General features: G+C 56.3%; 12 protein-coding genes. 4 read left to right on the top strand and 8 right to left on the bottom strand.

Translation table 11 applies throughout. The annotated features are described in order from the left end of the window. Nucleotides 1-15: 15 nt before the first annotated feature. The 6 genes from hpt to I2E77_RS00735 form a co-directional block, all read right to left on the bottom strand. Nucleotides 16-555 (bottom strand): hypoxanthine phosphoribosyltransferase, encoded by a 540-nt coding sequence (gene hpt / locus I2E77_RS00760; protein ID WP_087230316.1) that lies wholly within the window; start codon nucleotides 553-555, stop codon nucleotides 16-18. A gap of 19 nt (nucleotides 556-574) precedes the next feature. Then, nucleotides 575-1,969 (bottom strand): tRNA lysidine(34) synthetase TilS, encoded by a 1,395-nt coding sequence (gene tilS, locus I2E77_RS00755; protein WP_243252479.1) that lies wholly within the window; start codon nucleotides 1,967-1,969, stop codon nucleotides 575-577. Further along, nucleotides 1,962-3,332, bottom strand: a complete 1,371-nt coding sequence (dnaB, locus tag I2E77_RS00750) for a replicative DNA helicase (protein WP_087230021.1) — start codon at nucleotides 3,330-3,332, stop codon at nucleotides 1,962-1,964. Before dnaB ends, tilS begins: the two co-directional genes overlap by 8 nt. 42 nt (nucleotides 3,333-3,374) lie before the next feature. Then, a complete protein-coding gene (gene rplI, locus I2E77_RS00745) occupies nucleotides 3,375-3,824 on the bottom strand; it encodes a 50S ribosomal protein L9 (protein WP_087230019.1) in 450 nt (149 codons plus the stop codon). Nucleotides 3,825-3,947: 123 nt separating this feature from the next. Next, on the bottom strand, nucleotides 3,948-5,918 hold the full coding sequence (locus I2E77_RS00740; RefSeq protein ID WP_087230016.1) for a DHH family phosphoesterase: 1,971 nt from the start codon (nucleotides 5,916-5,918) through the stop codon (nucleotides 3,948-3,950). A gap of 47 nt (nucleotides 5,919-5,965) precedes the next feature. Then, nucleotides 5,966-7,735 (bottom strand): ribonuclease J, encoded by a 1,770-nt coding sequence (locus tag I2E77_RS00735; RefSeq protein ID WP_442858911.1) that lies wholly within the window; start codon nucleotides 7,733-7,735, stop codon nucleotides 5,966-5,968. Between the two features lie 789 nt (nucleotides 7,736-8,524). On the opposite strand from I2E77_RS00735, the gene rnhA reads away from it, so the two are divergent. The 3 genes from rnhA to nifU all read left to right on the top strand — a co-directional run bounded on the left by rnhA (nucleotide 8,525) and on the right by nifU (nucleotide 10,896). Beyond that, on the top strand, nucleotides 8,525-8,980 hold the full coding sequence (gene rnhA, locus I2E77_RS00730; protein ID WP_087230013.1) for a ribonuclease HI: 456 nt from the start codon (nucleotides 8,525-8,527) through the stop codon (nucleotides 8,978-8,980). A 253-nt stretch (nucleotides 8,981-9,233) separates the two neighbouring features. Continuing rightward, complete coding sequence (gene nifS, locus I2E77_RS00725) at nucleotides 9,234-10,421, top strand: cysteine desulfurase NifS (protein ID WP_195450415.1); 1,188 nt, start codon at nucleotides 9,234-9,236, stop codon at nucleotides 10,419-10,421. Nucleotides 10,422-10,458: 37 nt separating this feature from the next. Then, a complete protein-coding gene (nifU, locus tag I2E77_RS00720) occupies nucleotides 10,459-10,896 on the top strand; it encodes a Fe-S cluster assembly scaffold protein NifU (RefSeq protein ID WP_087230007.1) in 438 nt (145 codons plus the stop codon). A gap of 78 nt (nucleotides 10,897-10,974) precedes the next feature. On the opposite strand, the gene I2E77_RS00715 is transcribed toward nifU, so the two are convergent. After that, complete coding sequence (locus I2E77_RS00715) at nucleotides 10,975-11,499, bottom strand: CarD family transcriptional regulator (protein WP_087230004.1); 525 nt, start codon at nucleotides 11,497-11,499, stop codon at nucleotides 10,975-10,977. 580 nt (nucleotides 11,500-12,079) lie between these two features. Here I2E77_RS00715 and I2E77_RS00710 point away from each other — a divergent pair. Further along, nucleotides 12,080-12,259 (top strand): hypothetical protein, encoded by a 180-nt coding sequence (locus tag I2E77_RS00710; RefSeq protein WP_191362310.1) that lies wholly within the window; start codon nucleotides 12,080-12,082, stop codon nucleotides 12,257-12,259. A gap of 63 nt (nucleotides 12,260-12,322) precedes the next feature. Here the strand turns inward: I2E77_RS00710 and I2E77_RS00705 are convergent, their stop codons facing one another. Beyond that, on the bottom strand, nucleotides 12,323-13,576 hold the full coding sequence (locus I2E77_RS00705; RefSeq protein ID WP_195450414.1) for a DUF1015 domain-containing protein: 1,254 nt from the start codon (nucleotides 13,574-13,576) through the stop codon (nucleotides 12,323-12,325). Between the last annotated feature and the right edge of the window lie 223 nt (nucleotides 13,577-13,799).

Raw genomic sequence — 13,799 nt, 5'->3', positions numbered from 1 at the left:
TTCACAGAGGGACGGTCAGCCGCCGTACACCTCCGGCTTTAAAATGCCCACAAAGGGAAGATTCCTATATTTCTCATCGTAATCCAGCCCGTAGCCCACAATAAAGGCGTCCGGGACCGTTGTGCCAACATAATCTGCGGTTATGTCTACGGTGCGACGCTCCGGCTTATCGAACAGCGTGCACAGCCGGATGCTCCGGGGACCACGGGATTGCAGGAGCTCCAGTATGTAGCTCAGCGTCATGCCGCTGTCCAGGATGTCTTCCACCACCAACAGGTCGTAGCCAGCCAGCGGAATGTCCAGATCTTTGACAATCTTGACGACGCCGGAGGTTTTCACGCCCGAACCGTAGCTGGACACCGACATAAAATCCACCCGGCAGGGAACGGAAATGGCCCGCATCAGATCCGCCATAAAGACGACGGAACCCTTCAGGACGCTCACCATCAGCAGATTCTTGTCCTTATAATCCTCGCTGATTTGTTTCCCCATCCGCTGGACAATGTTGGCCAGATATTCTTCGCTAAAAAGCACCTCTTTGATGTCGTTTAACATGTTCTGCCCGTTCCTTTCCTCATGAATTGTCTGAAACACGTTGATCCGCTGCTTCCTCCGGCTCCCATACGGTAATCAGAAGCATCTGCTCCGCATCCTTTGGCACACGGGCACGCTCCGACGGACCAAAGCCCTCCATCCATAGAATTTCCTTCCCATCCTCCAATAGGAGGATACGGTCCCGCAGCAGAGGCTCTATTTTGGCCTCATTAAACAACTTTTTTAACGATTTCGAAACGCCGCGCTTCGCCGGACGGAAGCAATCTCCCTCCCGGCGGTTTCGAAAGAACAGTTTAGATGTAATTGTATCATAGTTGATGCAATTATGAAATAACAAATTTTTAAATTTATTTTGGTTCTCCAGGTCTTTCTTGTGGATTTTCCTTAAAGCGGCCATGCGGCCGTCCGGCAGGCGGGTCGTTTCCCCTGTGACGGGCAGACTCCAAGGGGGAAGCGGCTTCTGCGCCACAAAGAGAGTATTGCCCTGCACGGCGAGTTGTATTCCACCCGGCGCGCTCAGGCTGCCGCGCCCCGCGCGGACCATCGCCGCCGCCTGTTCCAGATGGATTCCCTCCGGCTGGGCGCCTCCCGCACGCCGGAGGATTCGCTCCAGCGCCCGGACCAAAATGGCCGTGGGCAGCGCCGCAAGTTCCGTGCGGGAATAGCCGTTGGGGGTTTTTGCCCGTTCGACCGCCCGCTGTGCTTCCTCCTGCAAATAGGCCTCGTCGCGGGCAAGACGCGCTGTCATCCCCGCAATCTCCCGTTCCAACGCTGGGTTGACTGCTTTGAGCGCGGGCGCCACGTCCAGCCGGACCCGGTTGCGGGCAAACCCGCGGTCGGCATTGGTTTGATCCGTCACGTATGGCAGATGGTAAAACCGGCAATACGCCTCCACCTGTTCCCGCGTGACGCGCAAAAACGGGCGCACAATCTTCCCCCGCACCGGCGGGATTCCACACAGCCCGCGCAGCCCCGCGCCGCGCGTCAGATGCAGCAGCACGGTCTCCACCTGGTCCGAAAGGGTGTGCGCTGTGGCGATGCGGTCCGTCTCGCGGTCCGCCAGCTCCTGAAAGAAGGCATACCGCACCTCGCGCCCGCATTCCTCAAGGCCGAGATTGCGCTCCCGCGCCTGCTGCTTTACATCCGCATGCAGGACGCGCAGAGGGATTCCGTTTTCTTCGCACCAGCGCCGGACCACCTCTTCGTCCTGATCGGCCGCGCTCCCGCGCAAGCCGTGGTTGACATGGGCCGCCAACACCTGCAAATCGGTGTGATAAACGAGAAAATGGGTAAGCGCCATCGAGTCGGCCCCACCGGACAGGCCGACAATCACCCTGCCCTGCGGTGGGAAAAGGCCAAACTCGGCGATTACCCCTTTGATTTGGCCTAGGATCTGCTGCATCTCCTCATTCATGACGCAGCACCTCCTGGGCGGTAAAACGCATAAATTCACCCTGCCAATGCAGCGGGACCGTCTTTGTCTCGCCATGGCGGTTCTTTGCAACAATACACTCGCCGCTGTTGCGGTCCTCCGATTCGCCCGGCGCATCCGCAGAGGCATAGTAATCTTCGCGGTACAAAAACAGGACGATGTCCGCATCCTGTTCGATAGAACCGGAATCGCGCAGGTCCGAGAGCATGGGGCGGTGCGTGGTGCGCTGTTCGCTCGCACGGGAGAGCTGGGACAGCGTCAGCACCGGGACGTTGAGTTCCTTTGCCATGATCTTCAAATTTCGCGTGATCTCGGAAATCTCCTGCACACGGTTTCCGTCCCCGCTGCGCTTGGTGGAACCGGACATCAACTGCAAATAGTCGATCACCACGAGGTCCACGTCCTTGAGGCGGCGCAGCTTTGCCTTCATCTCCGGGACCGTGATGCCGGAGCTGTCGTCAAAATACATCTGCGTTTTCGAGAGGATGTCGCCGCCCTCGATCAAGCGGACCCATTCCTCCTCCGTGAGCTTGCCGGTGCGCAATTTGGTGCCGCCCACCAGGGCCTCCGTGGAGAGCAAGCGCGAAACCAGCTGCTCCTTGGTCATTTCCAATGAAAAAAAGGCGACGCGCTTGTCCGCCTTGACCGCCGCATGGCGCGCGATGTTCAGCGCAAAGCTCGTCTTGCCCATGCCGGGGCGGGCCGCCAAGAGGATCAAATCCGAGCGGTTCAGCCCCGTGATGGTGTCGTCCAGTTCCTTGATGCCGGTGGGCACGCCCTTATATTGGTCACTGTCCGGCGAATTGAGCAGATCCAGCCGGTCGAGCGTCTGGATGATGATCTCGTCAATCCGCTGCAACCCCTGCATATTCTTCCCGCGCCGGATGTCGAAGATGCGTTGCTCCGCGGAATCCAACAGGGTCGCTGCATCCGCCGTCCCGTCCGCTGCCTCTTCCATGATCTCCCGCGCGGTGGTGATCAGCGTGCGGATGTCGTACTTGTCCCGGACAATCCGGGCGTACGACTCCACATTGCTGATGGACGGCACGATCTGCGCCAATTGCAGCAGATACGTCTTCCCGCTCGCCTCGTCAAACTCCCGGCTCTCTTTGAGCTTCTCCAGGACCGTGACAAAGTCCACCGGCTTGCCCAGGGTAAACATATCCAGCATCGCGCCGTAGATCAGGCCGTTATTCGTCTGGTAAAAGTAATCGGGCCGCGGCAAAATCTCCGCCACGCGGTCCAGGCAGGAGGAATCCAGCAGGATCGCGCCCAGCACGGACTGCTCGGCCTCCGGGCTGAACGGCAAATTCAAAGCGCTATAGCCCGTTGAAAGATTGTCCATCCCGGAACCTCCTCCTTACTTCTGAATATGCAAAATCCAAAATTACTCCGCTTCGGAAACCACCGCATAAATCTTCGCGCTGATCCCTGTATAGAGCTTGATCTGGCATTCATATGTGCCAAACGCTTTAATATCGCCGTCAATTTCGATCTTGCGCTTGTCGATGTCGATGTGATAGACCTTCTTGATCTCCTCCGCGATCTCCTTCGCCGTGACGGACCCAAACAGGCGGCCGCCCTGCCCGCCCTTGGCGTACAGCTTGATGCTCTTGCCCTCGAGCTTTTCCGCGGCGTCCTTCGCATTGGCCTTCTCCACTTCGATCTTGTGCGCCTTCGCAGCCTCTGCGTTCTTCAATTCGTTCATCGCCTGCGCATTGGCCTCTTTCGCCAGCTTGCGCGGGAACAGGAAGTTGCGGGCATAGCCGTCCGAAACGCTGACGAGCTCCCCTTTCTTACCGGTCCCCTTAATATCCTGAAGCAATACGACTTTCATGATTGTTCCCTCCATCTTAAAAAAACTGTTCCAGTCCCTGATGGAAACCAGAGACGGACCGGAACCACGGAGAAAGGCAGGAAACGCCCTGTCTTTCTCCGTGATTCCGATGCAAAAAACCCTTTATTTCTGCCCAGCCGGGAGCTGCGCTTTTTCTTTGATCGCTGCCACCAGCTTAGTCCTTGCCTGTTCAATGGTCAAATTGGGAAGCTGGGTTGCCGCCATCGTGAGATGGCCTCCGCCCCCCAACACCTCCATCACCAGCTGGACGTTGATGTCCCCCAGGGAGCGCGCGGAAATATTCATCACATTCCCCGTTGGGTAGATGACAAAGGACGCCTTAACGCCCCGGATGGAAAGCAGCTCGTCCGCCGCCTGCGAGGAGACGACCCGGATGTCCGGGAATTCCTTATCGGCGCAGGCGATGGCGCAGTTCTGTTGAATCTCGGCCCCGGAGACAATTTTATACTTCGCCTTATAGCTGTCGATGGAATCGGCAAACATGCGCTTGACCTCCACCGTATCGGCTCCACGGCGGCGCAGGTAGGCGGCCGCCTCAAAGGTCCGCACGCCCGTCTTGAGCACAAAGCTCTTTGTATCCAGCATAATTCCCGCCAAAAGCGCTTCGGCCTCGTGCTGGGTGAGTGTGCTGTCCCCGATGTATTGCACCAGTTCCGCCACCATCTCCGAGGCGGAGCTGGCATAGGGCTCGTGGTAAAAGACAATGGCATTGTCAATGCGCTTGACCATCAGGCGATGGTGGTCGATCACCACCACGCGGCTCACATGGTTGAGCAACTCGCGGCTTTCCACAAAGTCCGGGGAATGCGTATCGACCACAATCAACAGCGTCCGCGGGGACAACTGCTCCATCGCGTCCATCGGGGAAAGGAACACCACGCGGTCGCCCGAATTGGCATCGATCCGTTCCACGATCTGCCCCGCAAGCGTTTGCTGGCGGTCCACCACGACAAAAGCGGGTTTGTGAAGCGCCTTTGTAATCACGCTCCACAGGCCGACCGCCGCACCCATCGAGTCGAGGTCAGAAAAGCGGTGCCCCATAATCAACACGTTTTCCGACTCTTTGATGTGGTCGGAGAGCGTCGCAGCGATGACCCGCGTGCGCACCTTGTCGCGCTTTTCCACGCCCTTGCTCAAGCCGCCAAAAAACTCATATGTATCGTTTTTCTGCTTGACGGCCACCTGGTCCCCGCCGCGCCCCAGCGCCATTTCCAGCGCTTTGCGCGCCCATTGTTCCGCCTCTTGCAGAGATTCCGCCCCGCGCGCCACGCCGATCGAAACCGTCGCGCTGCGGCGCTCCCCCGCCTTGATTTCCCGGATCTTGTCCAGGACTTCAAAGCGTTTCTCCATGGCCTGCCGGATATGAATTTCATCCGTCAGGATCAAAAAGCGCCCGCCGGAGAGCCGCCGGAGAAAGCCGCCCATGCTCTGCGCCCATTCGGTGAGCACCTGCTCCACCTCCGAGGCAATGCGCGCGTCCTCGCTGCCGCTGGAATCGCGCGCCAATTCCTCCCGGTTATCAAAATGCGCCAGCGCTACTACCGGGTGCTTTTCCACATATTCCCGGTTGATCGCCTTATAATAGGTGTCGTCCACCAAGCAGAGGATATGCCCCTGCTCCGTCTTTGACGCAAATGCAGTAAACTGCCGGTCCCCGATGGTCACATCCGTCCCTTTGGCCGCCACCACCTGCTGGATGGTGTGCGGGTACAGGAACTTCATCACATTTTCCCCGCGGCAATCGCGCGCCCTACCCGCGCTCTCTAAAAAGGCGGCGTTGGCCCAAACAATGTCCCCCGCCTCCCCCACGATCGCCATGGGCATGGTAAACTGTTCCAGAGCATCGTACTCTTTTCCGAAGAGCACCTTCTTGGCCGCTTTGACAGAGGTGTATACATAGCTCTGGAAGCGGATATGCACAATGGCAATGGCGAGGATCGCTACAACGGCTACCACCGCCTCGATGAAAAAAACCATCTTGTGGCCGGTAAACCAGCTGATCAGCGCCATAATCAGCATCGCCGCCGCCAGTACAAAGCAGATCGGCGATGCCACCCAAACCTTTTTTTTCACGGTTGATCTCCTTCAACACTCCCGTGCTTCTTGCGCATGGCAGGGCCTCAGACCTCCATAATGATGGGGAGGATCATCGGGCTGCGGCGCGTGCGCTCATACAGGAACCGGGAAAGTTCATCTTTGATGCGCGTCTTGAGCGTGCCCCAATCGTGGATATGGTGCTCGGAACAGCTCTCCAACGCCGCGGCGACGCGCTTTTTGGCCTCGTCGATCAACGGCTCCGCCTCACGCACATAGACAAATCCGCGGGAGACCACATCCGGGCCGGCCACGATCTGCCCGTTGTCGTCGATGGTACATACCACGACAATCAGGCCGTCCTCTGCCAGATGCTTGCGGTCCCGCAGCACAATGCTCCCCACGTCCCCTACGCCGAGGCCGTCCACCAGGATACGCCCGGCGGGTACGGAGGTGAGCTTCTTCATATACTCCTGATTGATCTCCAACACATCGCCGATGTCGCCGATATAGACATTGGCGGGGTCCATTCCCATAGAGATGGCCAGCCCTGCATTTTTACGCAGGTGTTTTTGCTCGCCATGGAACGGGATGAAATATTTCGGCTTTGTGATGCCCTGGATGATTTTGAGTTCCTCCTGGCAGGCGTGGCCGGACACATGCACTTCATACATGGATTCGTAAATCACTTCGCAGCCCCGCTTTAAGAGCTCATCGACCACCGCGCCCACGGTCTTTTCGTTGCCGGGGATCGGCCTTGCCGAAATAATGATAAAGTCCTCCGGGCCGACCTCCACCTTCCGGTGGTCGGCAAACGCCATGCGCGTCAAAGCGCTCATCGGCTCCCCCTGGCTGCCGGTTGTAATCAAGACCACTTTCTCGCGCGGGTACCGATTGAGCAGGTCGATGTCGATCAACACGCCGTCCGGAACCTGTAAATAGCCCATTTCCACCGCGATACCCATGACGTTCAGCATGCTTCGGCCCGAAAGCGCCACCTTGCGGCCATAGCGCACCGCACAGTTGATAATCTGCTGCACGCGGCTGATGTTGGAGGCAAATGTCGCGATGATAATGCGCTTCTTCTCCGCCTTCTTAAACAGGCTTTCGAAGGTATTGTCCACCATTTGCTCGGTCTTGGTGTAACCGGGACGCTCCGCGTTGGTGGAATCGGCCAGCAATGCCAAAACGCCCTCGTTTCCCAGCTCTGCAAAGCGGCCCAAGTCGATCATCTCGCCCCAGGCGGGCGTGCAATCAATCTTAAAGTCGCCGGTGTAAACCACCGTGCCAGCGGGCGAGTGGATGGCAAAGCCCACAGAATCCGGGATCGAATGGTTCACATGGATGAATTCCACATCCATGCAACCCAATTTCACCGTCTGGCCCGGCTTGACCACATTCATCTTGACCTTCCCGGAAAGGCCGTGCTCTTTGAGTTTCCCATCGACCAAACCAAGGGTCAGCATCGTGCCGTAGATGGGCAAATTCACCCTTTTGAGCAGATACGGCAATGCACCGATGTGGTCCTCGTGCCCATGCGTGAGCACAATCCCGCGGATCTTATCCGCATTGCGCTCCACAAAGGTGAAATCCGGCAGCACCAGGTCTACGCCCAGCATATCGTCGTCTGGGAAAGACATGCCGCAGTCGACGATCAGCATATCGCCCTCACACTCGTAGAGGGTAAAGTTTTTCCCGATCTCATTCAGGCCGCCCAAAAAGTAAATCCGGATGGACGGCTTCTTCGCTCCGCTGTTCTGCCCGCGCTTTTTTCCCCGCGGGGCCGCAGTCTTTGTTTCCTTGCTGTTCTGGTGCTGTGCCTTTTCCGGCTCCGCCTTTTTCGGAGCACGGCGCATCGTGCGGCGCTTTGACGGTTCCGCTTTCGCCGCCGGCGCCTCCGCCTGGATGGGCTGTTCCGGCCGCTGCGGCAGCGTCACTTTCCCATAAAGCGCAGGGTGGATGCCCGCCGCTATACCCATCTCGTTTTTCTCAGGCGGATTGGATGTTCCTTCATGATTCCTATTTTGTTCTATCAAAGTACAACCTCCATTGTCTCTTGGATACGCCGATAAAACGCCCGCCTGCAAACGGTGCCTGGCGGCGTTGGCCCTCCAAAAATCATAATGATATATTTTTAATCCGCACTCCATTGCCCCGCGCTGTGCCTTCCCACACGCCCCGGAACCGCGCGCATTAATTGCCAAAACAAAACCTTAACGTACACAACAGCAAAGAGGCCCGTTCCCCGGCGCCTCCTAATCGCTCTGCCTCAATTGTATGCCGACCGCGGGCTGGATGTCCATTTGGATTCGTCAGGCCCACCAGTTTTAATTGTCATTATTGTACCTTGATTCCGTATAGCTGTCAAGGTATGAACCGCCGGCCGGAATCCCTGTCGTTATCCCTATTATTGCCCCTTGCAATTTTCTTCAAACATTTCATAGGCCAAAATCGAAAAAACTCTTCTGCAAAATTATGATATAATGAGGACGATCCATACCGGCGCAGCCAGCGCTGCCATGCTTCCTGCCAGGGTCCTCCCAAGCATTTCTCAGGCTTCTCGCCTCTTTTAAGTGGACGGGACTCGGAAAAGCTTGTATGGGATACGCAATCAACCGCATAAGCGGAAACAAAGGACGGAAACTATGAAACACGTAGAAATCTTTACGGACGGCGCCTGCCAGGGCAATCCCGGCCCCGGCGGATGGGGGGCTATCCTGCGCTTCAACGGCGTAGAAAAAGAAATCAGCGGGGGCGACCCGGACACCACCAACAACCGCATGGAGCTGATGGCGGTGATCCGCGCGCTGCAATGCTTGAAAGAACCCTGCGCCGTCACGCTTTGCAGCGATTCGCAGTATGTCTGCAACGCGATCGAAAAGGGTTGGGCGGTCAAGTGGCGGCAAAATGGCTGGCGGAAAGCAGACAAATCCCCCGCCCTGAACACCGACCTCTGGGAGATCCTCCTGCACTTGCTGGAAATCCATCGCGTGGAGATCGTCTGGGTGCGCGGGCACAATGGGCATCCGGAGAACGAGCGGTGCGACCGTTTGGCCGTTGCGGGCGCCGAACGCGCCAAAGCCGCCGGTGCAGTCGTTTGACCCTTGGCGATGCAAGCGTGTGTGCCCCCTCTGTCTACACGGGCCTCCTGCAAGGATTCTCCCCTATTTTGCCATCCTTCAACAACCTTTGCCACTTTGAAACTTTTTTGCAAAAAGGGCTTGCAAAGTATACTGGAATAGTGTATATTCAATTCATAGTAAATTAGTAAGGATTAAATATTCCTGTACCGGCAATCCCTGGTACGGGGTATGGAAGTACCAATCACATTTTGGAAAGGAAAGGTGCGTATCCATGGCACGTTTTGTTTATGCGGACAACGCCGCAACTACGCCGGTTTCCCCTACCGTCTTTGCGGCCATGAAACCGTTTTATACCGACCTTTATGGCAATCCCTCCAGCCTATATTCCGTGGGCCGGGAGGCCAAAAAGCACCTGGAACTGGCCCGCGCAGACGTCGCGGCCTGCCTGAACGCCGAACCCAACGAGATCTTTTTTACATCGGGCGGAAGCGAAGCGGACAACTGGGCGATCAAAGGGATTGCCCATCAGCTTGCCAAAAAGGGGAAGAAGCACATCATCACATCCAAATTTGAGCATCATGCGGTGCTTCATACCTGCGCATCGCTGGAAAAAGAGGGCTTTTCCGTCACCTATTTGGACGTCCACGCTGATGGACTCGTCCGGCCGGAGGAATTGGAAGCGGCGATCCGCGAGGACACGGCCCTGGTGACGGTCATGTATGCGAACAACGAAATCGGCACGATCCAGCCGGTTTCGGAAATCGGCGCCATCTGCCAGAAGCACGGCGTTTTGTTCCACACCGATGCTGTACAAGCGGCCGGCACACTGCCGGTCGACGTCAAGGAGCAGCACATCGACCTGCTTTCGCTCTCCGCGCACAAGTTCCACGGGCCGAAAGGCGTGGGCGCGCTGTTTATCCGCAAAGGCATCTCGCTTCCCAATTTGGTCGACGGCGGCGCGCAGGAGCGCGGACGGCGTGCCGGCACGGAAAACGTGGCCGGGATCGTCGGATTGAGCGTTGCGCTCAAAGAGGCCTGTGCTACCATGGCGGAGCGCACCAAGCGTTTGACCGCTATGCGGGACCGGCTGATCGACGGGGCATTGCAGATCGAGCGCACCCGCCTGAACGGCGACCGGACCAAACGCCTGCCAGGGAACGTCAACCTGTGCTTTGAGGGCATCGAGGGGGAGTCCTTGTTGCTGCTGCTGGACTTAAACGGCGTATGCGGTTCGTCCGGCTCGGCCTGTACGTCCGGTTCCCTCGACCCCAGCCATGTGCTTCTCGCAATCGGCCTCCCACATGAAATTGCGCACGGCTCCCTGCGCCTCTCCTTCAGCGACCAAAACACGGAGGAAGACGTCGATTACATCTTGGAAGTACTTCCCGGCATTGTGGAACGGCTGCGCTCCATGAGCCCCCTATGGGAAGAGATCGTGAACGGGCAAAAGGCCGATTGAATCAAAACACCAGGACAGAGAAAAGAGGTTGTTTTTTATGGCATACAGTGAGAAAGTAATGGACCATTTTGCAAATCCCCGCAACGTTGGGGAGATGAAGGACCCCAGCGGCGTCGGCGAGGTGGGAAATTCCCGCTGCGGCGACATCATGCGCATGTACATCAAGGTGGAGGGCGACACCATCACCGATGTGAAATTCAAGACTTTTGGATGCGGCGCGGCGATTGCCACCAGCTCCATGGCAACCGAGCTGATCAAAGGGAAAACGATCGAAGACGCGCTCAAGCTCACCAATCAAGCGGTGATGGAAGCACTGGACGGCCTGCCGCCGGTCAAAGTCCACTGTTCGGTTTTGGCGGAACAGGCCATCAAAGCAGCGGTCGCCGACTACTACAAACGGCAGGGGATTGACCCCACCCCGCTGGTGGGGGAACTCGCAGAGTGCGAAGAATGCGCCTGCGGCCTGCACGAATAAGAATACGCAAAAAGGGGCTGTCCGTTCAGATCAAAGAATGGACAGCCCCTTTGTTTTTTATTTTTGCCGAGGAAAAACTCACGCGCCCTGCGCAACTTCCAGCGCAGAGATTCTTTGCTCAATATAGGCGGGTACTTCATCAAACGAGATGCCCAATGCGACGGACAGCTCTTCGTGTAGCAATTCTTCCGCACGTTTCCGATATTGTTGATCCGTTTTGCCCGGTTTCTTTCCGTTTTGGACCAGCTTTTTGCTCTTCCGGTAAACCGTCTTAATCAAGCGGATGAGATCCTCGCACTCATGCGTTTGCAGGGATGTGCGGTAATGCTCTGCCAACATGCGCGGGTCGCGGCACTCAAAAGAATCCTCCGAAATTTCCGGGATGCGGTCGATCAGGTGGTCCGCCGCTTCCTTTGTCATCACCGGACGCATAAACACACTGGTGTCCACCGGCGTATAAATCGTGCTGGCACTTCGAACCGGGACCAACTTATAATACAGCTTCTCCTTATCGACCCCGGGGAGGCTCTCCGGCGTGCCAACCTCTTCTACACGGCAAATTCCCGTGTTTCCATAAACAATCAAATCGCCCTTCTGAAACATTTTCTCGCCCTCCAAAAAAACAACCAACGTATCCTTTCACAACGTCAGCAAATGGGCGAACTCTGCGTTCATTCTCGTCGGGGTGGTCAAGGGAACATACCCACCGGCCATCCCACTCGCACCATGCATTCACCATTTGCTAAAACAGGCAGCGCCATCTTTGAAGCTAAGGGACTCCTTATCAAACGTTCACGCTGTATCTTTATTTTAGCACAATATTGGATGAAAATGTAAGAAAAATTTGAAAATGTTTAAAAAGAGCGCCGGTTTGGAGGGCTATTCGCTGGCCGCAAAGCACCGCTAACCTGTTGAATCACCTCCGCTAGGGAACAAAGATCCGCTATATTTCCTGCGGTTCGAAGCAGCGCTCTCGTTTGAAACACCTGATTTTGGAGTCTTTGCACAGCCAAGACGGTCCTGTGCGCAGCGTCTAATTGCCAAAGCAACTGCTGTGGATGCATACAAGTCCCTCCCTCTCCTTTATGGTATTCCAAGAAATCCGATAGGTGTCTCTTTACGGGATATTGCCTATGAAGTAAAATATGGTATACTGAACACATAGATTGGGGGAGAACTTGTAATGAAACGCAGATGTCATCACCGGAAAATCGATCGGGACCTGGAACAACTCAACCAAAATTTAAACACCATCATTCAAAATCAGAATGAACTCTATTGCAAGCTGGAGCAGCTATATGCCATCGTTACGTCTTTGGATAGCCTCGACGGCACAGACAAGCATAAAACCGGGGATTCTTAACCCTAAACAAAGAAAGGACCCTGCATCTTTCTTCCGATGCAAAAGTCCTTTCTCTTTTTTGAATTATTCTTGAATTTGCCGGCACTCCATGTAAAACCGCTTATCCCACGCATGGCCCATTGAAAAGGTCTTCCGCGGCAATGCGCCGTCGAGCACAACCGTTTTGAAGAGTTCTTTTTTCGGCATGGCTTCCAACAGGAATCCGATGTTTCCCTCCTGGGCGGAGAGCTCTTCGACGACTTCCTCTCCATGGATATAATCGACCCGTCCGCCGTTTTCTTCTATGTAGGCGTCTAAGAACTTTTGAAGCGTCCCCACCGGAAGATTGGACGATGCTTGGGAGAAATACAGCTCGGTTTTCTCTTTTCCTTTGCATACGACCACACGCTGGCCGTCCGGCGCACCGCATTGGGCCTTCAGCGCTTCCAGCAGCTTTTTCTCATCCACGCCGAATACCACCCGGTGGATCGGCTCAAATTCCAAAGAGGCGTCGTGCAGGTTGACCACCTCGACCAGCGCATACCGCGCCGGATGCACGCGGGCTTCCTCGGGCGGGAGGACTTTCTTCAAATTCTCATAGCAGGTCTTTGCCGTCGCCAAGGAATGGTTGCCGTCGCCTACGGCGAAAAGCAGGGGGGCCTTCCCGGTGAGATCATACCGGGCATTAAAGGCCTCCGGGTCTGCCAGCTCATCCAAAGCGGCCAAAATGCGCCGCGCCTCGGAATCATCGCAGAGGATTCCCTCCAGCGACCCGCTGTCCTGCATAAGGTCGAACTGATACACCTGTTCCAATTCGCCCGCGCGGTCTTCCACTGGCTCGATCACCGTCTTCATCGGATCGTCGATCAGCAGCATAATGTGCGGGCACTCCAACGCAGCGTTCTCGCGCACCTTGACGCGCGGCGGGATGCGCTCCAACACCGTCCCCTCCGTTGCGCGGATCAGGGACTGGGACCCCTTTGTGAAATCATACTTTTCCAGGTCGACCACACCGATCAGCCCGCGGCGGATTTTCCCATCGCGGAGCGTCCTGCGCACATAGATAAAATTCTCTACCGTGCGAAAGATCCCGTCTGCCAAATACCGGTCCATCGCTGCATTCACCGCCGCAATCCGCTGCTCAACCCCTGGCTGCTCCAGGTAAAGCTCAGGTACGATCATGCGCAGGGTGGAGGGGGCGTCCCCCACAAACGATTCCACCTCTTGCCAATAATCAGGCTGTGACGTGTATTGATCGCACGCGACAACGCTCCACTTGGTGAGGTCTGTTTCGGTGGGCAGCAGGACATTTGCCGGATAAAATCCCAAACTGTTCATTCAATGATTCTCCTCATGTTGGATTTCCCGCGCGGCGGCGGGGCTCGCCTTCCGGGAAGGGGACGTTCCCTCCGCCGGTATAACAGGCATATTGTATCGCGTTCTGTCGAAAAAGGCAAGTTTCAGCGCGCTGTATTTTCAAGGAGCCTCTTGCATTGCACAAAGGGCAAAAACTTCCTATAATGAGGGAGAAAACGCGAATTTTGTCAAAAACAGGTGAACG

This window comes from Anaeromassilibacillus sp. 1001302B_160321_C8 (assembly GCF_015554745.1).
Lineage (GTDB): Bacteria > Bacillota > Clostridia > Oscillospirales > Acutalibacteraceae > Anaeromassilibacillus > Anaeromassilibacillus stercoravium.
Note: the sequence above shows the minus strand (reverse complement) of the source record. Positions and strands in the feature narration are given on the sequence as shown.

What these genes read in the sequence shown, in the direction of transcription:
- rnhA (WP_087230013.1), top strand. Translation starts at nt 8,525, where the DNA reads ATGAAACACGTAGAAATCTTTACGGACGGCGCCTGCCAGGGCAATCCC.
- I2E77_RS00705 (WP_195450414.1), bottom strand. Translation starts at nt 13,576, where the DNA reads ATGAACAGTTTGGGATTTTATCCGGCAAATGTCCTGCTGCCCACCGAA.
- dnaB (WP_087230021.1), bottom strand. Translation starts at nt 3,332, where the DNA reads ATGGACAATCTTTCAACGGGCTATAGCGCTTTGAATTTGCCGTTCAGC.
- hpt (WP_087230316.1), bottom strand. Translation starts at nt 555, where the DNA reads ATGTTAAACGACATCAAAGAGGTGCTTTTTAGCGAAGAATATCTGGCC.
- nifS (WP_195450415.1), top strand. Translation starts at nt 9,234, where the DNA reads ATGGCACGTTTTGTTTATGCGGACAACGCCGCAACTACGCCGGTTTCC.
- I2E77_RS00715 (WP_087230004.1), bottom strand. Translation starts at nt 11,499, where the DNA reads ATGTTTCAGAAGGGCGATTTGATTGTTTATGGAAACACGGGAATTTGC.
- tilS (WP_243252479.1), bottom strand. Translation starts at nt 1,969, where the DNA reads ATGAATGAGGAGATGCAGCAGATCCTAGGCCAAATCAAAGGGGTAATC.
- I2E77_RS00735 (WP_442858911.1), bottom strand. Translation starts at nt 7,735, where the DNA reads ATGCGCCGTGCTCCGAAAAAGGCGGAGCCGGAAAAGGCACAGCACCAG.
- nifU (WP_087230007.1), top strand. Translation starts at nt 10,459, where the DNA reads ATGGCATACAGTGAGAAAGTAATGGACCATTTTGCAAATCCCCGCAAC.
- I2E77_RS00710 (WP_191362310.1), top strand. Translation starts at nt 12,080, where the DNA reads ATGAAACGCAGATGTCATCACCGGAAAATCGATCGGGACCTGGAACAA.
- rplI (WP_087230019.1), bottom strand. Translation starts at nt 3,824, where the DNA reads ATGAAAGTCGTATTGCTTCAGGATATTAAGGGGACCGGTAAGAAAGGG.